This window comes from Streptomyces sp. NPDC050388, from assembly GCF_040655635.1.
Lineage (GTDB): Bacteria > Actinomycetota > Actinomycetes > Streptomycetales > Streptomycetaceae > Streptomyces.
The window spans coordinates 1-18,695 of the sequence record NZ_JBFAKH010000078.1; the positions used below are offsets into that span (position 1 = coordinate 1).

Below are 18,695 nucleotides of genomic sequence, written 5' to 3' on the forward strand. Positions count from 1 at the left end.
GTGGGCTCGGCGGAAGGCCGAGCCCACCACGCCGGCTCCCCCTCGGAGCCGGACCCGCGTCGTGCCGTCAGCGCCGCAGTGTCAGCAGACCCGGACGGTAGGGCAGGAGGCCGTAGTCACCGCCCGAGTTGGGGCTGCGCCCCTGGTAGAGCAACTGCAGGTTGCAGGGATCGACGGTCATGGTCTGATCGGCGCTGGTGCGGATCAGCTCGCCGTGGCTGATGTCGTTGGTCCAGGTGGCGCCACTGTTGGCCTTGCCGGCGAAGGGATTGCTCTCGGTCGCGGCCTGGGGCGTCCAGGAGCCGTTCAGGCTGGTCGCCGTGAACGAGCGGAAGTACCGGCCCTGCGAGCCGATCGCCTCGACGATCATGAGGTAGCGGTTCTGGCCCTGCAGCTTGTAGACCTGCGGGGCTTCGAACAGGTTGTTCGTCGTGTCGCTCATGACCACGGTCGAGGTCGAGCCGAAGCTGCCCGGGAAGTTCCCGATCGGCATGCCGGCCCGGTAGATCTTGCCGTTGTCGCCGGCGAAGAACAGGTACATGTTCGTGCCGTCACCGATGAGCGTCTGGTCGATGGGCCCTGTCCCGGAGCCGGAGATGCTTCCGGAGAAGAGCACCTGCTCGGACGACCAGCCGTTCGGGTTGGTGGGGTCGCTCGACGTCCGGTAGGAGAAGGCGGTCCCGCCCCACTGGTAGGCGAGCACCCAGATGTTCTTCGGCGCGAAGTAGAAGAGCGTGGGTGCCACCGTCGAGCTGGACATCGCGTTCTGGCCGGCCGAGGCCATCTCCGACCAGTTGGTGAACAGGCCGAAGTTCATCGAACCCCACCGTGTCCCCGTGTCGTGCGTGGTCGCGTAGACGAGCTGCCTGCCGTTGTACGGGGCGACGGTGAAGTCCTTGAGCGACACCCACCCCTGCCGGGGCTGCGCCAGTGCGCCCGTCGATGTCCAGCGGTAGCTCGACGGAAGATCGCACGAGCCGGGAGTGCCGGCGCCGACCTTGACGAGCTGCCACTGCTGGTTGGTGCCGCCCCAGTCGTCGTACTGGACGACGTTCGCGTTGTCGGCGGTGGAGGCGCCTTGTACTTCGAGGGCCTTGTTGCTGTGGCGCGAGACGAGTCTCACGTAGCCGTCCGAGCTGTCGGCCAGCCGCCACTGCTGGTTGGTGCCGTTCAGGTCGGCCCACTGGACGATCGAGCCGCCGTTCGCGGTGGACCAGTTGTGGACGTCCAGCACCTTGCCCGAGTGGCGGGACTTGATGCGGTAGTAGCCGTCCCCGGAATCGACGAACTGCCACTGCTGCTGGTTCTGGTCGTTCCTGGTCCACTGGGTGATGCGGGCGCCGTCGTCGGTCGCCATGTTGTAGACGTCCAGGGCTTTGCCGCTGTTCCGGTTGACCAGCACGTACGAGGCGTTGGGATCCACGGTCGCGGCCTCGGCGGGCTGGGCACCGAGGAAGGTGGCCACCAGCAGCAAGGGCGCGAGGACGCCGAGTAAGCGTCTTGGACGGACCGGGGACGGGTGGCGAAACCACATCAGAGGGCCTCCTTGGGGGCGGGTGAGGCGACGCCGATGAACCGCGGAGCGGCAGCCGCGCCAGGGGCAGAGACGGGTTCGAAAATTTCGAAGTGATCCCGGTTCTGTGACGCCACAAGCTAGGAAGGAGAGGCCCTCCGGTCAAGGTCTGTCGTCGATCTGTCTGTAAACAATTCCTCCCTCCGGGCGTGACAATCCCTTGCGTCAACCGTAAATCCGCAGGTGGTGTGCGATACGGCTCACCGGTCCAGGGATCCGCCCGCCTCGACGCAGCATCGAAAGTTTCGAAATGGAAGCGGAAACTTTTTCTGCCGCAGGGGTTGACGAGCCACTGTCAACCTCTCAATCATCCTGTCTGGTAAACCGACCGCAGGACGAGATTTCGAACCACGCTGGTCCCGGGCAGCCTGTGCCGCACTGCGGAGCCGCGCACAGCCGCACGACAGATCCGCGCACCAAAGCACCTGCGCCACCCCGTTTTTTCGTCCCGGTGAGGCTCGCACCGACGCATCCCGACCCTCCGTGCAGCAGGAGAGGTGTGCGACGCCGCGTGACGGCCTCCCGGCTGAGCCGCGATGGAGTACCCCCGTGCCCGTGTCGAAAGACCGCTGCCGCCCGGCCTACGTCACTCGGCGGCCGACCGGGCCCGTCCGTGCCGGTTGAGATCCTCCCGGGCCCCATGACCGCGGTGTCCGGTGATCCCGTCATTCCTACCTTGGAGGCACAGCAATGGGCTTGTACGCCCTTCCCAGACCCGTTGTCCGGCGGAAGATCCGCGCGCTGCTGTTGGCGCTGGTCGCCGGCGTCCTCGGTGTGGCCGCCGTACTGGTCGCGCCGCCGCCCGCTCAGGCCGCCGAGAGCACGCTCGGCGCCGCGGCGGCGCAGAGCGGCCGCTACTTCGGCGTCGCCATCGCCGCGAACAGGCTGAGCGACTCGACGTACGCGACGATCGCGGCCCGTGAGTTCAACTCGGTGACGGCCGAGAACGAGATGAAGATCGACGCCACCCAACCGCAGCGGGGCCAGTTCAACTTCACCGCCGCCGACCGCGTCTACAACTGGGCGGTGCAGAACGGCAAGCAGGTGCGCGGCCACACCCTGGCCTGGCACTCCCAGCAGCCCGGCTGGATGCAGAGCCTCAGTGGCAGCGCACTGCGCCAGGCGATGATCGACCACATCAACGGCGTGATGGCCCACTACAAGGGCAAGATCGCCCAGTGGGACGTCGTGAACGAGGCCTTCGCCGACGGCAGTTCGGGAGCCCGACGGGACTCCAACCTGCAGCGCACCGGCAACGACTGGATCGAGGTCGCCTTCCGCGCCGCGCGCGCCGCCGACCCGTCCGCCAAGCTCTGCTACAACGACTACAACGTCGAGGACTGGACCTGGGCCAAGACCCAGGCCATGTACGCCATGGTGCGGGACTTCAAGCAGCGCGGCGTGCCGATCGACTGCGTCGGCTTCCAGTCGCACTTCAACAGCGGCAGCCCCTACAACAGCAACTTCCGCACCACCCTGCAGAACTTCGCCGCCCTCGGCGTCGACGTGGCCATCACCGAGCTCGACATCCAGGGTGCCTCGGCCTCGACCTACGCCAACGTGGTCAACGACTGCCTGGCCGTCTCGCGCTGCCTCGGCATCACCGTCTGGGGTGTGCGCGACAGCGACTCCTGGCGATCGGAGCACACGCCGCTGCTGTTCAACAACGACGGCAGCAAGAAGCCCGCCTACACCGCCGTCCTCAACGCACTCAACGGCGGCTCCACCCCACCGCCCGCGGACGGCAAAACGATCAAGGGCGTCGGTTCGGGCCGCTGCCTGGACGTGCCCGGCACCAGCACCACCGACGGCACCCAGCTCCACCTGTGGGACTGCCACAACGGCACCAACCAGCAGTGGACGTACACCGACGCCGGTGAGCTCAGGGTCTACGGCAACAAGTGCCTGGACGCCGCCGGCACCGGCAACGGCGCCAAAGTCCAGATCTACAGCTGCTGGGGCGGCGACAACCAGAAGTGGCGCCTCAACTCCGACGGATCCATCGTCGGCGTCCAGTCCGGCCGCTGCCTCGACGCCGTCGGGGGCGGCACCGCCAACGGCACCCTGATCCAGCTCTACTCCTGCTCGAACGGCGACAACCAACGCTGGACCCGCGCCTGACAAGGCCTGCACGAAGACATCGCTGGTGATCGTGAGGGCCGCCGCCGTGGTGGCGGCGGCCCTCACGAGAGGACAGCACCATCCGTTGCCGGGGCCCGCCGCGAACTCGGTCAGAAGACCGTCAGGGAGCCATGGCGGATGACCCTGTGAAGGGCGTTCAAGAGCCGGAGTACGTCCGTGAGAAGGTGGTCGTCCCGTCCCTCGCCCATGTGAAGAAGGCGCTCACTGTCGCTGACGATGATCTCGCGCTCGAGATCGTCATGATGGTGGGCTGCGGCTTGCGCAAGGGTGAGGCCCGGGCGGTGAGCCGGGGCACATCACTCATGGCCCGTCCCCCCTTCCGAACAGGAACGCCATGCCCAACAGCCGTACGAGACGCGGCCCGTCGTCGGGCGAACTCACTTATGGGCCGGCCGGTGCGACCCGGCCCGCCGAAGAGTCCTGGTCGGTGGGGATCACAGGTCTGCGCCCCTGTGCCCGTACCGTCGTCATCGGGCGCGGGGACGCTGACTGGCACGCCGCGGCGGACGCGGTGCTGTGCTGGGGCGTCAAGCGGCGCAGTGGCTTCACGGTGACGGGCCGCGAGGGCGCCGGGGGCCGGGTCGTGGAGGGGGCCGAGTACCGCATCAGCGCGGCGTTCGGTCCGTTCGCGGTGCGGGAGCCCGTCCGGGTCGTCGCCGTCGTCGACACCCCGGACCGCTGCGGCTTCGCCTACGGCACCCTGCCCGGCCATCCCGTGAGCGGTGAGGAGGCCTTCGTCGTCCACCGGTCCCCCGACGGCACGGTCGCGCTGACGATCCGCTCCCTGACCCGTGCCGCCCCGGATGGGCCGTGGCGCCTGGTGTTCCCGGTGCTGCTGGTCGCGCAGCGGTTCTTCCGGCGGCGTTATCTGCGCGCCCTGCTGCCTGCTCGTCGAGCGGGCGTGCGGTGACCCGTTCCGGGTCCGATGGAGGCTCGGCCAGGCCCCGCCCGTACTCTGCTGCTGGGTCACCAGGGCACGGCATGCCTCACCCGCTGCCAGGGCAGTCAGGGTCTCCACCTGCTGCTGGTTCCACCGCACGTGGTCCGACCGGACGTACATCGCCGGTGGTCCCGGTGCTCGCGGCCCTTCGTACGGCCGCCGCGCGGGTGGGGCCCGATTCGGCATCCACGGCCTGACCTGCTTCATTACCTCAGTGGTAATCGACCCTTCGTGCGGAACCGGGCAAGGTGGGAGTCACCGTGGCCCGGGCGGCGCACTCCGCCCGGGCCACGGCCCCCTGACCAGCGTTTTCGACCTCGACGGAGGCTGATCGGTATGTCCGCCACCACCCTGCTCGGCGCGCTCTCCCGCACCGACCGCCCGCAGACCGTGCTGCGCCGCTTCCTCGCGCTCGACGCCGTCGTCACCGGTGCCAACGGACTGGTCTACCTGATCGACTTGAAGCAGGTCGGCAGCCTGCTCGGTATCGGATCCGGTCTGCTGTTCGAACTCGGCGTCTTCCTGGTGCTGTACGCCGCGGGGGTCGGCTTCCTCGCCACGCGGAAGCAGCCGCCGGCCCTCGCCGTGAAGGCGGTCATCGACGCCAATGTGCTGTGGGCCGTGCTCAGCATCGTCGCGATGGTCGCCTGGTTCTCGCCGACGACCGCGGGTGCCGTCTGGATCCCCGTGCAGGCCATGACCGTCGCCGGTTTCGGTGTGCTCCAGTTCCTCTCGCTGCGTGCCACTACGGCTTGAGGGATCGCAGATACTTGACTGTCGCCGAGTCGGCCGGGAGGAACGCCTCGATGGCCAGCTCGGCGACTGTCACGTCCATCGGAGTGTTGAAGGTCGAGATGGACGAGATGAAGGACAGGGTCCGGCCGTTGTGCTCGAGCTGGAGCGGCAGTGCGAAGTACGGAGTGGACTCCTTCGGGTGGCTGCTGTGGTCCCCGCTCTCCGGCGGCGGATAAGCGGCCACCTCGTCGTACAGCGCACGCAGCGCCTCGGACCTGGCCAGTGCGATCTGACGCTCCATCTGGTCCAGCAGATGTCCGCGCCATTCCGGCAGATTGCGGATGCGCGGCGCCATTCCCTGCGGGTGCAGTGTGAGCCGCATGGCGTTCAGCGGCGGGGTGAGCAGATGCTCCGCCACCCCGTCCAGCATCATCGTGATTCCTCGGTTGGCGGCGACGACGTTGTACGTCCCGTCGACGACCAGCGCCGGATACGGTTCGTAGCCCTGCAGCAGCCGCTCGATGCCCCTGCGCAGTGAGCCGAGCGCCGGATCGTGCAGCGGGGTCTCGGTGTAACGCGGGGCGTAACCGGCCGCCAGCAGCAGGACGTTGCGCTCCCGGACCGGGACATCGAGGTGTTCGGCCAGCCGCAGGATCATCTCCTCGCTCGGACGGGACCGGCCCGTCTCGATGAAGCTGATGTGCCGGGCGGAGGAGTCGGCACGCAGCGCCAGCTCCAGCTGGCTGAGCCTCCGCTGCTCCCGCCAGCCACGGAGCAGCGGACCTATTGAGGTGCCCAGAACGGCAGTTGACATGCCATGACGGTACCCCCACCGCACGGAAGGCCCGAGGAAGTCCCACCATGCCCGTAGAGGGGAAGAGGCTCAGTACCGACACCCCTGATCTCTCACCTCATGACAGTGGCAACGCCTGCGGCAAGCTCGCCTCTGGGCGGCATCGGCGGCGAACCTCCTGCGCGTCGGCCCCGGCACCGGCGCTCCGTGTCCGGGCGGACGTGCCTCTACACTTCCCGCACTGGTGTCGGCGTACAGAGGGTGCGCCTGGGGTGAAGGGGACACGCATGAACGTGAGATGGGGTGCGGCCGCAGTCGTCACCGTCGGCCTCGTGGGAGGCCTGCTGCCGGCCGGCCCCGCGGCCGCCGTGCACGGTGCCGTACCGGGCGACTTCAACGGCGACGGATACCGCGACGCGGTGCTGCCCGCACCCGGCGCCGACGTCTCGGGCAAGGAGGCGGCCGGAGCCGTCGTCGTGCTGTACGGATCCTCCTCGGGACTGTCGGCCTCCCGGCGTAAAACGATCACGCAGAACACGTCCGGGGTGCCCGGCACGGCCGAGGCGTACGACCGCTTCGGCGCGTCCACCGCGACGGCCGACCTGAACCGGGACGGGTACGCCGACCTGGTGGTCTCCTCACCGTACGAGGACACCACCAAGGGCACCGACTCCGGTACGGTCACGATCCTTTGGGGCAGCCGAAGCGGACTGACCAGCGGTACGAACCTGCCGACGCCGTCCGGCCGCCCTGGCTCCTACGGTCTCGACGTCGCCGCGCTCAGCACCGGCGCGGGCACCAGGACCCGGGTCGTCGTCGCAGGTTGGGACGCCTCCGTGCACTTCACCGGGCCCTTCAGCCGCAGCGGCACCTTCGGCTCGGCCACCCTCAACGAGAACACCCCCTCCCTGGAGTCCGTCGCCCTCGGCGACTTCGACAAGGACGCGGTGCCCGACCCGGTCGTCGTCACCAGCCCCCTGGCCGGCCTCAGCGGCGGCCAGATCCACATCAAGCCCGCCCACGGCAGCGAACTGAAGCACGGCAATGGACTCATCGCCGCCACCGGCGACCTCAACGGCGACGGCTACACCGACCTCGTGGCCGGTGACCCCGACGATCCGGAAGTCGCGGGCGTGGACGGCGCAACGGGCGGCCGGGTCCTGGTCTGGTACGGCTCGGCACACGGCATCACGAACGACACCAAGCCCGTGCAGATCACCCAGAACACCACCGGAGTCCCCGGCGCGAGCGAAAAGGGAGACGCCTTCGGCGGCTCCCTCGCCGTGGCCGACCTCGACCGGGACGGCCTCGCGGACATCGTGATCGGCTCCCCGTACGAGGATCTCGCCAAACCCCGTGCCGGCCAGGTGACCATCGTCCCGGGCCGCCGCACGGGCGCTCTCGGCACCGGCGCCTACTCCTTCTCCCAGGACACCGCCGGTGTCCCCGGCGCCTCCGAGACGGACGACTTCTTCGGCACCACGGTCTCCGCCGGCGACATCGACAAGGACGGCAGACCCGAACTGTTCGTCGGCGCCGCGAACGAGAACAACTCCACCGGCGCGGTATGGGTGTTCCCCGGCGGTACCTCCCGTCCGACCGCCACCGGCAGCCGTCTGTTCACGGCGTCCTCCGTCGGGCTCACCCAGGAGCACGGCACACTCCTCGGCGGCAACGGGCTGCTCTGGGTCATCTGAGACACCACACCCCAGGACACACGGGCTCTGTGAAGGTCCCCAGGGGCGGCTGGACCAAGACGTTCACCGACCCGCGTCTCTACGCGATCACCGTCTACCGCCTCACCTTCAACACCTTCAACGGCACCATCATCGAGACCGGAACCGACTCCTACAGCCTTGCCGGCACCCGGGCACGAGCCGAAGGGCCTGTCAAGGCCAGCTGACCCCAGCGGGCCCGGCACCGCTGTTGTCGGCAGGATTCTGTCGGGTCACGCTGCCGGTCGGGGCACTTCTGGTTCCGGCACGTCCGTGCCGGCCTGGGCGGTCGGCGACTTGGCCGGCTGGTAGACGGGGGAAGCGTGGGAGACGTCGCGGTGCAGGTGGACAGTGTCCTCGACGGCCGGTTGAAGTGGCGTTCTCGCTACCTCAACCGCAGGGCCCGCCGGCGAGGCCGGACCGGCCTGCTGACCCAGGTGGACCTGCGCGACCCTCCCCGCAGCGTGTCACCCAAGTGGTGCCTGGTGTCCGTCACGGAAGGCGAGCGCCGGTTCTGCAGCGTGGATCGGAGCACCATCAGAACGGTTCGCTTCGTCCCTCTTCTTCCAGGCCCGCATCCACTACGGCTTGAGGTTCTTCGAACCCGCGGCCCACCCACCATCCGCGCGTGCCGAGCGGGGCAACGCTGAGCACCGAGGTGGCCAACTGGGGGCGCTCAACGGACTTGAGATCTCCGGCACCGGTGATCTGTCGGCAGGTTCTCGTCACCTGTCCTCGGGAGCATGTTCGTCACCGCCGAATCCTGCCGCTCGCGTGATCGCATAGGCGGCGAGTGAGACCACGATCCACGCTGCCGTCGCAGCCCCGAGTGCGAGCCACGCCGAATGGTGAGGAAGGAGAACCGTGGCGACGACGGCGAACGCCCAAAGCCCCAGAGTGCCCAGGGCGGCGCCACGCGCGTCGTCGCGGGCAGGTCTGAGGCCCTCCTCCTCGGCCACGAGAGTCAAGCTGGCCAGCAGGATGGCGGGGAAGGCGAGGAAGACGCCGCCGACAAACGACCCGAACAGTGCTGACACGACGGCCGCCAGGAGTGACACGCCCGCGCCGAAACCGAACCGGAGCAGCAGATCCTTGCGCGGCGTGTGCGCAGCCGCCCGCAGTTCCACCCGCACGCGGTCGGTGTCGTCGACCTTTTTTCCGTTCCCGTCTGCAGAGTTCGCCGATCGCCTCATGGTGCCACCGCGAAGGCGACGGCGGCCGCTGCCGCGCACCACACGACGAGGGCCGCCGCGGACCCGCGCACGGCTCCGAGTCTGCCGAGAGCCGGGACATCGACGAGACAGTAGGCGGTGAACGCCGGCGCTCCGGCGACCATGCCCCGTGCCGCGGTCGCCGCGTCGAGGTTGCCTTTGAACAGCACCGTCAGGCTCAGTCCTGCCAGCGCCACCGAGGGGGCCGCGGCAAAAACCCCGGCGAACCGCTTGGGTTGGACGGCTTCCGCCACCAGGGCGAAACCCACCACGAACAGACCACCGATGAACGCCTTCAGGACGATCTCAAGCAGGGTTTTCATCCCGCAACCTCAGCGTCGAGGCGACGTTCGCGCAACAACCCACGCTGGCAGCCTGTTGAACGCACGCTGCCCGGATGCATGCGTCGTACCGGCCTGCGGGCAGTCATTCACCCTCGCAACACGTCTCCCGGCCTTCGGCCTCGCGTACCAGCCGGCGCGGCAGGCCGTTGAGTCGGTCGAAGACGCCCGCTGAGCGCCTGGGCCGGTGGGACCGGACGACGCCGCGTTCGCGACGGAACTGATCACCAGCGAGCTGGTCACCCACGCCATCCGCCAGGAAGGGTTCCCGTCCAGATGCGCGATGACGGGTCACGCCACCGTTCAAGCGCCCCAGCGCTGGTCTGCACGGCCGCGTCGGCACGAGCAGCGCTCTCCGCGGTGTCAGTGGCCGGGTTCTCCTGCTGGAGCGCGATGGCTGCGGTCGTCGGGGCGGGGTTCGAAGGGGGACAGGGCCCGACCTCCGCGCTGCCGACAGTCACCATGGTCATCGCCACATCTGCAGCGGGATCACCAGCGCCCGCATTGCGCCAGTCGATCGCCTCGCCCGCGGCAGGGGGTCGTTCTTCACAGGCTGCGGCTGTGCCAGGCCGACCCGGTGCCCGCACCCGTACACGATCCGGTTCCGGAACGGGCTGGGGAAGCAGGGTGAGGAAGGCGGCTTCGGCACGCAGGACGACGCGATCGAACGCCTCACGCAGATCTACGCGGAGAAGAAGCGCACGGCGCCGTCTGCCGCGGAAGCGCGCCGGGAGCTGGGGCAGAAGACGGTCGCGGAATACGCGAAGCAGTGGCGGCCCCGGCAGCGCCGGATGACCGAGCTGAGTTCACGGCGGGGTCAGGCCGACGACGGCCGCCTCACGGTCTCGGTCGGTGCCGACAGCGTGGGCGTGGAGGCGGGAAGGCTGCCCTGCCGGGACGGCGTCGAGCCGGTCCCGGCAGCCGCTCGCCCTGGCGCTCGGTGGGCATGGCCGCGAATGGCCGGACGTGGTGGGTGAGAGCATCGAGCTCCGTACAGGTGCGTCCGCACGGCGTTGAGTTGGAGATGCTGGGGCTCGGTGGGAGTCTCGGCGCCGCTGAGAATGTGCCCGGAGATGTTTCCAGGGTCCCCTGCATCACCGAGGGCGACAACGAACACCCGGCGCACCGGCGCACCGACGAGGCCACCGCCGCACTCAGCCGGAGAAGCGCGCCATCCACGCCTCGACCTCGTCCGCGGCGCGTGGCAGGGCCGCCGACAGGTTCTCGTGGCCGTCGTCGGTGACGACCAGGTCGTCCTCGATCCGGACGCCGATGCCGCGCCACTCCTCGGGCACCGTCAGGTCGTCCGCCTGGAAATACAAGCCCGGCTCGACGGTCAGGCACATGCCCGGCTCCAGCACACCGTCGACGTAGTCCTCCGTGCGGGCCTGCGCGCAGTCGTGGACGTCCAGGCCCAGCATGTGACCGGTGCCGGCCATGGTGAAGCGGCGCTGCAGGCCGAGCTCGTACGCGCGGTCGACGGGACCCTCGATGAAACCCCACTCGACCAGCCGTGCCGTCAGGTGGCGCTGGGCCGCCTCGTGGAAGTCGCGGTACCGGGCGCCCGGCTTGACCGCCGCCATGCCGGCCTCCTGGGCCTCGTACACCGCGTCGTAGATCTCGCGCTGCAGGGGCGTGAAGGTGCCGCTGATCGGCAGCGTGCGGGTGACGTCGGCGGTGTAGAGGGAGTGCGTCTCCACACCGGCGTCGAGCAGCAGCAGGTCCCCCGGGCGCACCGGGCCGTCGTTGTCCGTCCAGTGCATGATCGTGGCGTGCTCGCCGGCGGCGCAGATCGAGCCGTAGCCCACGGCGTTGCCCTCGAGGCGTGCCCGGCGGAAGAAGGTGCCCTCGATCCACCGTTCCGACGAGGCGATCGCCCGGGAGAGTTCTGCGACGACGTCGGTGAAGCCGCGCACGGTGGAGTCCACGGCCTTGCGCAGTTCCCCGAGCTCCCAGGCGTCCTTGACGAGGCGGAGATCGCTGAGCGCCTCTTCGAGTTCGGCGTCCCGCCCCGCGTCGGTGGTGACGGCGGCCTCGAGGGAGGGGTCGATCCCGCGGACGATCCGCGTCGGCGCTCCGGAGGCGGCGGCCAGGTCGGCAGCCGCGGTGCGCACGTCGCGGCACGGCAGGCCGAGTACGAGCTCCGATTCGGCGAGTGAGCGGCGCCGGCCCGTCCACAGCTCCGCGTGGGCACCCGTCCAGAACTCGTCGTCGTTTCTGCTGTCCCGCGGCAGCTGATAGCAGTAGGCGTCGTGGCCGCCGTCCGCGCGGGGTTCGAGGACGAGCGCGCCGTCCCGGACCTGGTCGCCGGCCATGTGCACGTAGCCCGAGTACGGCCGGAAGGGGTAGGTGTCGTCGTTCGAGCGGACCTTGAGGTTCCCCGAGGGGATCACGAGGCGTTCGCCGGGGAACCGCGCGGAGAGCGCGGCGCGGCGGCGGGCCGCGTGCGGGGCCTGCTCGGCGAGCTGGAGGTCGCGTCGTTCGGTGTCCGCCCAGCCCGTCCGCATCAGAGCGGACAGCTCTGCGGAGATCTCCGGGTAGAGGCCGTTCTTCCGGCGCTTCGCCACGTCGTGCACCTTTTTCCGTTGGGCTTACATGTGCTTCCGAGGAAGCCCATGTCTCGGCGGCGAGGGCCGGCAAGCACACCGTCCGGGCAGGGCGGCCCCGTCCGGTGGGGTTCCGGGCTCCCTCGCTGCCGCCGATCGGCGGCGGCTCCCGGACGGTACCGCCTCGCGGCGGCCTCCGGGGCCGAACGGTGCCAGTGGCACAGATCGGCCACGTGCCCGGGCGGAAAGCATCGATAATGTGCCCCATGGCGAACGCGGAACTCGGCGAGGCCCTCCGGCGGCTGGGGCTCGATCACACGGCGTGCCGGGTCTACCTGGCCCTGCTGGAGCTGGCTCCCGCTCCGCTGAGCGCGATCGGCGCGGCGGCCGGGTTGGGCGGGACCGATCTCGCCGCGGCGTACGGAGAACTGGCCGACGCCGGTCTGGCCAGTTCCGCAGCCGAGGACGGGGACACGGTGGCCCCGGTGCCGCCCGCCGCGGGCCTGGAAATCCTCGCCCGGCACCGGGCGGCCGAGCTCGAGGAGTCGCGCATCGCCGTCACCGGCGCGTTCGAGTCGTTCCGGCGCCAGCGGCTCGCCGCGTACAACGACAACCTCGTCGAGGTCGTCACCGGCGAAGCCATCGGTCCGAGGATGCGCCACGCGTGGGCCAGCGCCCGCGAGCAGATCCGGCAGTTCGAGTCCCCGCCGTACGCTCCTCTGGCCGGAGCCACCGACGACGCCCTGGCGACGCTGGCCCGCGGGGTGACGCAGCGCGTCGTCTACTCACGGGAGTCACTGGAGCACCCCGGACACCTGAAGGACGTCATCGAACCCTGCATCGAGGCGGGCGAGCAGGCCAGGGTGCTGCCGTCGGTGCCGGTCAAGCTCTTGATCATCGATGAGGCGTACGCACTGGTGTCGTTGTCGATCAAGGAAGCGGACGTGCACAACACCATGCTGGTGGTGCAGCCGTGCGGTCTGCTCTCCGCCCTGGTGGCCCTGTTCGAGCAGGCATGGCACAACGCCCTCCCCCTCCACGGCCACGCCACCGGCCCCGTCGGCCTCCCACCCGCCGACCGTCGCCTGCTGCGTCTCCTCGCCGGCGGCGCGACCGACGACGTCATCGCCCGCGAACTGGGCATCAGCCGCCGTACGCTGTTCCGCCGCCTCCAGATCCTGATGGCCCGTCTCGGTGCCGCGAACCGCTTCCAGATGGCCCTGCAGGCACAGCGCTCCGGCTGGCTGTGACCAGGTGCCCAGGAGCCCTCTGCGACGGCTTCCTCCTGCCCCCCAACGGGAAGATCGACCAGAAGGCGCTGCCGGTCCCCGGCCCGGCCTCCCGGCCCTCGTCACGGCCCGCCCGCAACCCCCGCGAGGAGATCCTGTGCGGGCTGTTCGCCGACGTCCTCGGCGTCGACGAAGTCGGCATCGACGACGGGTTCTTCGAGCTCGGCGGTCACTCGCTGCTGGCGACCCGGCTGGTGTCGCGGCTGCGTGCGGCGCTGAGCGAGGAGGTGGCGATCCGCGATGTCTTCGACCCCCCCGACGGTCGCCGAGCTGTCCGACGCGATCGGCGCGCGGACGGCGGACCGGCTGCCGCTGACCGCGGCGGTGCCGCGTATCCGGTCCGGGTGGAGGCCGGTCCCGCGGCGTGGCACGAGGTGGTCGCCGGCGGTCCGGTGGTCGGTGCGGCGATCAAGCGGGTGAAGGAGCAGCTGCGTGCAACCCCGGACCGGGGGGCCGGGTTCGGCATGCTGCGCTATCTCAATCCGGAGACCGCGGCCGTGCTGCGGGGTGTCCGCCGCCGCAGATCGGGTTCAACTACCTGGGCCGGTTCACGGTCTCCACGACGGACACCGATGCCTGGAACCCGCTGCTTGCCGGTGTGGCCGGTCCCGGTCCCCACACCCCTGTCGGACACCCCATCGACGTCAACGCCGTCGCCGAGGACGACGGAACCGGCGTGCCCCTGAGGGCGCACTGGAGCTGGATCCCGCGCCTGATCAGCGGGGACAGCGTCCGCGAGCTGGCCGACCTGTGGGCCGAGGCACCGGCCGGCATCGCCCGGCACACCCGTCGTCCCGGCGCCGGCGGACTCACCCCCACCGACGTCCTCGACGCGACGGTGACCCAGGCCGATCTGGAGGAGCTGGAGGCCGAGACCCCCGGCCTGGAGGACGTTCTCCCCCCGGCCCCGCTCCAGCACGGGATGATCTTCCACAGCGTCTACGACGACGCCGGTCCCGACGTCTACACCGCGCAGATGGTGTTCGACCTCGAGGGTGACGTCGACCGGGCGTGTCTGCGGGAGGCGGCCGCCGTGCTGCTGCGCCGGCACGCGAACCTGCGGGCCGGGTTCGGCCAGCGGAAGTCGGGTGAGTGGTCGCAGGTGGTGGCGCGGTCGGTGACGGTGCCGTGGCGCGCCGAGGACGTCTCGGGCGCGGAGGATGCCGGGGCGGCGGCCGCGAAGCTGGTGGAGGCGGACCGGTGGGCGCGCTTCGACCTGCGCCGCCCGCCGCTGGTGCGGTTCATGCTGATCCGCCTGGCCGCGGGCCGGTTCCGGTTCGTGATGACCAACCACCACATCCTGTGGGACGGCTGGTCGCTGCCGGTGCTGCTGCGCGAGCTGCTGGTGCTGTACCGGCAGGGCGGTGACGACCGGGGCTGCCCCGGGTGCGCCCGTACCGCGACTACCTGCGCTGGCTGGCCGAACGCGACCGGGACGCCTCCGAGCGCGCCTGGCGCGGGGCGCTGGAGGGCTTTGCCGAGCCCACCCTGCTGGCCCCCGACCGCAGCCGCACGACCGTGGTCCCCGAGCAGGTCTTCGCCGATCTGGACAAGGAGACCACGGCGGCACTCAACCGGTGCGCGCGGGAGTGGGGCGTCACCCTGAACACGATCGTCCAGGTCGGATGGTCCGTGGTGCTGTCGGCGATGACCGGCCGCACCGATGTGGCCTTCGGCAACATCGTGTCCGGTCGTCCCGCCGACCTGGCCGGTTCTGAGCCGGCAACTCATGCTGCGTTACGTGATATTCGGCGGCGAGGCGCTGGACGTGGGCCGGCTCACCGAGTGGTACGACGTACATGCGGACGACGCGCCCGTGCTGGTCAACATGTACGGGAGCACGGAGACCACCGTCCACGTCCCCCACAGCGTGCTCGACCGGAGTCTGGCAGAGAGCGGCCAGGGCAGCGTGATCGGGGTCGGGCTTCCCGGCCTGGAGGTGTACGTGCTCGATGGCGGCCTCCAGCCCGTCGCGCCGGGGGTGACCGGGGAGTTGTACGTGGCCGGCAGGCAGCTGGTGCTCGGTTGTCTCAACCGCCCGCAGCTGACCGCGGAACGCTTCATCGCGAATCCCTTCGACATCGAGGGAGGCCGGCTGTATCGGTCGGGGGACTTGGCTCGGTGGATGCCGGGGGGCCGGCTCGAATACCTCGGGCGCAGCGATGACCAGATCAAGCTGCGCGGTTTCCGCATCGAACCGAGGGAAATAGCGGCGACGCTGTGCGAGCACGCGGCCGTGGCCGACGCCCAGGCCATCGTGCGCCGGGACGCGGTGGGTGACGCGGTGCTGGCCGCCTGTGTGGTGCCCGCCCCTGGTTGCGTCCCCGATGTGGCCGCGCTGCGCGAGTGGCTGCGCGAACGCCTCCCGTCCTACATGGTCCCCGCGGCCATCGTGCCGCTCGACGCGATCCCGCTGACGGGCAACGGAAAGCTGAACGTTGCCGCCCTCCCCGCCCCCGTAGCGTCCCCGCACCGTACTGCCCCTGCCGTACCGCCGCGCGACGCCTTGGAGCGCACCGTCGTCCAGGTGTGGCAAGAACTGCCGGGCGTCCCCGATGCCGGCATCGACGACGACTTCTTCGACAGTGGAGGCGACTCCTTCAAGGCGGTCACGCTCGCCCGGAACGTGGGTCATGGCCGACTGTCCGTGGTCGATGTGTTCACGTACCCCACCCCGCGTCAACTCGCCGGTCGGCTGCGCGCGGCAGGGCAGGACGCAGCGGACGGGAGGTGGCTGCACCGGCTCGTCGCGGACGACGGGCAGCGGATCCGACGGGTCGTGATCGGCATCCCGTACGGTGGCGGCAGCGCCACCGCCTACCAGGCGCTCGCGGCGCATCTCCCGCCCGGAACGGCTCTGTGGTCCGCCGCGTTGCCCGGGCACGACCCCGTGCGGCCCGAGGAGCCCCTGGTCGGCTGGGCCCAGGCACGCGACCATCTGGTGGAAGAGATCGTTCGAATCCAGTCCGCCGTCCATGGCGTCCCCGTCACGCCCTACGGCCACTGCGTGGGCACCGGTCTGACCCTGGCCGTCGCCCGGCAACTGGAGGACCGTGGAGCGCCCTTGGCTTCTGTGTACCTGGGAGCTGCCCTGCCCCTGTCTCAGGCACGCGAGGTCGGGGACGACGACGAGCTCTATGCCTCCCTGAGCGGACTCGGCGGCTTCGCGGGCGCCCTCGATCAGGAGGACATCCGGCGTGTCCTGGCTGTCGTCCGTCACGACATGGCACAGGGGGCCGAGCTCCTGCGTGAGGCGTCCGCCGGGCGGGAACCGCTGCGTACACCGGTCCGTGTGATCATCGGTGATGCGGATGCGGCCACGGAAGGCTATGAACGCGGCTACCGCGCCTGGGAACGGTTCGCCCGCGAGGTGAGCCTGGAGGTCATCCCGGGCGGCGGCCACTACTTCGTCAAGGACCGGGCGGAGGAGGTGGCCCGCATCATCGGGTAGCGGGACGATACGGCGGGCGCGTGGGCCGTGGGCAGACGCTTCGCGGTGCAGGCTCCGAGGTCGGCGGCGCCGACGCGTCCGGCTGTCCCAGCCGGCGTCACCACCGGAGCCTTCCGGATTCCAGGAGTCCAAAGTGCTGCGTACTCCGTTCAAGTCCAAGATCTAACGCTTGGTCATTCCCACAGGTCAGAGGCGTGATTGCCGGGCTGAGGTCAGCAAACAGTCAGCATCGGGCGCGGCCGCGTCCTGGCGTTGCTGACCTTCGGGCCGCGAGGGAGTGACCCGGCCCGGCGCCGCCAGGGCCTCCGGCCAGGATGCGGCTGCGTCTCAGCGGACCAAGCCGTTGGTTTCCGTCCACGGGGTTCTCGCGCTCCGGCCGTCGCAGAAGGCGTTGCCCAAGCTGGTGGGCACCACGGCCCTCGCCCGGTGCGGTCTCCCCACCGCGTCGATCACGCTGGTCACGGTGAGTCTGACGATCAAGGCGCAGTCGGCCGGTGGGGACCACGTGGCGGCCGGGAACGGGACCCGCCGGCCCCGGGGCGAGGAACGACACGGTGACGGTCTTGCCGGGCGTCGTTCAGCCGTGCCCCGCCGTAGGCCGAACCACGCACCCCTCCACTCGAAGGCCCTCCGATGGCCCAGGTGCGGTGGTGGTCTGCGGTAGGTAAGGCACATGGTCGACAGGGCGGCCTCTTCCCGAGAACGGAGCGATCCCTTGCAGCGCACCGCACAGATCTCACCCCAGGCCATGGAGTCGGTCTCGACTCCCGAGCGGGTCGAGACCCACCTGGGCACTCTGGAATTCCCGCTGGGTGTGCCCACCGAGGAGACCGCGAACCGGGTCTACGACCATGTGGGCCACGTGCGCGCGGTCAGCGCGTTCCTCGACGCGTATTCCGGCGTCAGTCTGTGGGCGGCCCGCCGGGGATTCCTGGAGGCCGGGATCCAGGACCACGACGTCCTGCTCTTCTCGGAGTTCATGGATCCCAAGACGCTCGTGCTGACCGGGAACGCGGACACCGTCTACTTCCTGACCTTCCTCGACCTGACCGAGGGCCCGCTGGTGGTGGAAGTGCCGCCCCTGGCCCTCTGTTTCCTCAACGACATGTGGTTCCGCTGGGTCGCGGACCCCGGCATGGCCGGTCCGGATCGCGGAGCAGGCGGCAAGTACCTCTTCGTGCCACCCGGTCATGAGGGCCCTGTTCCCGAGGGCGGGTTCTTCACGCTCCGGACCCGCACCACGCGGCTCATCCTGGGTGGTCGGGCCTTCCTGGAGGACGATGACCCGAAGCCGGCGGTCGAGCGGGTCAAGGAGGGCCTGCACCTCTACCGCTACGTCCCCGGGTTCTACGGGACCAGCATCGGGGAGATCGTCACCGGTGGCACGGCCCCGCCGCTGCCGTGGACCGCCCAGACCTGGACCGCCGCGCTGCACAGGCCCGACCCGCCGCGCTTCGTCGAGGGCTCAGGGCTTCCCGTGAACACGGTTCCGCCCGGGGACGCGACGTACTTCGACTTCGCGAGCGAGCTCGTGCACGACCAGCCGGCCGAGGCGCTCGACCCCGAGATCGCCGGTGCTCTGGCCGCGGTCGGCATCGTCAAGGGCAGGCCCTTCGAGCCGGACGCGCGGATGCGGGAGATCCTCACCGAGGCGGCCGCGGTCGGCAACGCCACGGCCCGCACCCTCGCCTGCCGTCCGCGTCCGGCCGAGGGGGCGCACTACTACGGTGCCTCCTCCCGGTGGCTCAACGGCCTGCTCGTGTCCGGCCACGAGTTCCTGGCCCCGCCCGCGGACATCACCGACAGGGGCGTCGAGCCCCGCCCGAACGACGGCGCCCGGAAACTCAACCTGCGGTCCTGGTGGTGGTACCTGGGCGTGGGCATCAGCCCGGCGTTCACGGCGCCGCTGCCCGGCGTCGGCTCACAGTACCTGTTCTCCCTGGCGGATCAGTAGGGCCG

At 70.1% G+C, this 18,695-nt stretch carries 13 protein-coding genes and 3 pseudogenes; 11 read left to right on the forward strand and 5 right to left on the reverse strand.

Going from position 1 to position 18,695, the window contains the following annotated elements:
* Positions 1 to 67: 67 nt before the first annotated feature.
* Complete coding sequence (locus tag AB0I73_RS32045) at positions 68 to 1,534, reverse strand: non-reducing end alpha-L-arabinofuranosidase family hydrolase (protein WP_363043293.1); 1,467 nt, start codon at positions 1,532 to 1,534, stop codon at positions 68 to 70.
* 729 nt (positions 1,535 to 2,263) lie between these two features.
* Between AB0I73_RS32045 and AB0I73_RS32050 the strand changes: the two genes are divergently transcribed.
* The 3 genes from AB0I73_RS32050 (at position 2,264) to AB0I73_RS32060 (ending at position 5,411) form a co-directional block, all read left to right on the forward strand.
* Positions 2,264 to 3,694 carry an endo-1,4-beta-xylanase gene (locus AB0I73_RS32050; RefSeq protein WP_363043295.1) on the forward strand — a complete coding sequence of 477 codons (1,431 nt, stop codon included), beginning with the start codon at positions 2,264 to 2,266 and terminating at the stop codon, positions 3,692 to 3,694.
* Positions 3,695 to 4,049: 355 nt separating this feature from the next.
* Complete coding sequence (locus tag AB0I73_RS32055; protein ID WP_363043297.1) at positions 4,050 to 4,625, forward strand: DUF1990 domain-containing protein; 576 nt, start codon at positions 4,050 to 4,052, stop codon at positions 4,623 to 4,625.
* A 366-nt stretch (positions 4,626 to 4,991) separates the two neighbouring features.
* Positions 4,992 to 5,411, forward strand: a complete 420-nt coding sequence (locus AB0I73_RS32060; RefSeq protein WP_363043299.1) for a hypothetical protein — start codon at positions 4,992 to 4,994, stop codon at positions 5,409 to 5,411.
* Here AB0I73_RS32060 and AB0I73_RS32065 read toward each other — a convergent pair.
* Entirely contained in the window at positions 5,401 to 6,204 is an 804-nt protein-coding gene (locus AB0I73_RS32065; protein WP_363043301.1) for a helix-turn-helix transcriptional regulator, read from the reverse strand. The two genes, AB0I73_RS32060 and AB0I73_RS32065, sit on opposite strands and share 11 nt — an antisense overlap.
* Positions 6,205 to 6,470: 266 nt before the next feature.
* Here AB0I73_RS32065 and AB0I73_RS32070 point away from each other — a divergent pair, with 266 nt between their 5' ends.
* Positions 6,471 to 7,880, forward strand: a complete 1,410-nt coding sequence (locus tag AB0I73_RS32070; RefSeq protein ID WP_363043303.1) for an FG-GAP repeat protein — start codon at positions 6,471 to 6,473, stop codon at positions 7,878 to 7,880.
* Between the two features lie 44 nt (positions 7,881 to 7,924).
* Positions 7,925 to 8,086 (forward strand): annotated as a pseudogene (locus AB0I73_RS32075) (AAA family ATPase); the annotation flags it as partial.
* Positions 8,087 to 8,623: 537 nt separating this feature from the next.
* On the opposite strand, the gene AB0I73_RS32080 reads toward AB0I73_RS32075, so the two are convergent.
* The 3 genes from AB0I73_RS32080 to AB0I73_RS32090 form a co-directional block, all read right to left on the reverse strand.
* On the reverse strand, positions 8,624 to 9,091 hold the full coding sequence (locus tag AB0I73_RS32080) for a DUF3147 family protein (protein WP_363043305.1): 468 nt from the start codon (positions 9,089 to 9,091) through the stop codon (positions 8,624 to 8,626).
* Entirely contained in the window at positions 9,088 to 9,432 is a 345-nt protein-coding gene (locus AB0I73_RS32085; protein ID WP_363043307.1) for a DUF3147 family protein, read from the reverse strand. Before AB0I73_RS32085 ends, AB0I73_RS32080 begins: the two co-directional genes overlap by 4 nt.
* Positions 9,433 to 10,604: 1,172 nt before the next feature.
* Entirely contained in the window at positions 10,605 to 12,017 is a 1,413-nt protein-coding gene (locus AB0I73_RS32090) for an aminopeptidase P family protein (RefSeq protein WP_363043309.1), read from the reverse strand.
* Between the two features lie 245 nt (positions 12,018 to 12,262).
* Here AB0I73_RS32090 and AB0I73_RS32095 point away from each other — a divergent pair, with 245 nt between their 5' ends.
* The 6 genes and pseudogenes from AB0I73_RS32095 (at position 12,263) to AB0I73_RS32120 (ending at position 18,690) form a co-directional block, all read left to right on the forward strand.
* Positions 12,263 to 13,246: a helix-turn-helix transcriptional regulator gene (locus tag AB0I73_RS32095; RefSeq protein WP_363043311.1), complete on the forward strand. Its 984-nt coding sequence runs from the start codon at positions 12,263 to 12,265 to the stop codon at positions 13,244 to 13,246.
* Positions 13,243 to 13,971 (forward strand): phosphopantetheine-binding protein, encoded by a 729-nt coding sequence (locus tag AB0I73_RS32100; protein WP_363043313.1) that lies wholly within the window; start codon positions 13,243 to 13,245, stop codon positions 13,969 to 13,971. Before AB0I73_RS32095 ends, AB0I73_RS32100 begins: the two co-directional genes overlap by 4 nt.
* Positions 13,972 to 14,123: 152 nt before the next feature.
* A pseudogene (locus tag AB0I73_RS32105) lies at positions 14,124 to 14,639 on the forward strand (condensation domain-containing protein); the annotation flags it as partial.
* A gap of 32 nt (positions 14,640 to 14,671) precedes the next feature.
* Positions 14,672 to 14,926 (forward strand): annotated as a pseudogene (locus AB0I73_RS32110) (condensation domain-containing protein); the annotation flags it as partial.
* A gap of 88 nt (positions 14,927 to 15,014) precedes the next feature.
* Entirely contained in the window at positions 15,015 to 16,736 is a 1,722-nt protein-coding gene (locus AB0I73_RS32115) for a thioesterase domain-containing protein (RefSeq protein ID WP_363043315.1), read from the forward strand.
* Positions 16,737 to 17,451: 715 nt separating this feature from the next.
* Positions 17,452 to 18,690, forward strand: a complete 1,239-nt coding sequence (locus AB0I73_RS32120; protein WP_363043317.1) for a DUF1254 domain-containing protein — start codon at positions 17,452 to 17,454, stop codon at positions 18,688 to 18,690.
* Positions 18,691 to 18,695 lie beyond the last annotated feature (5 nt).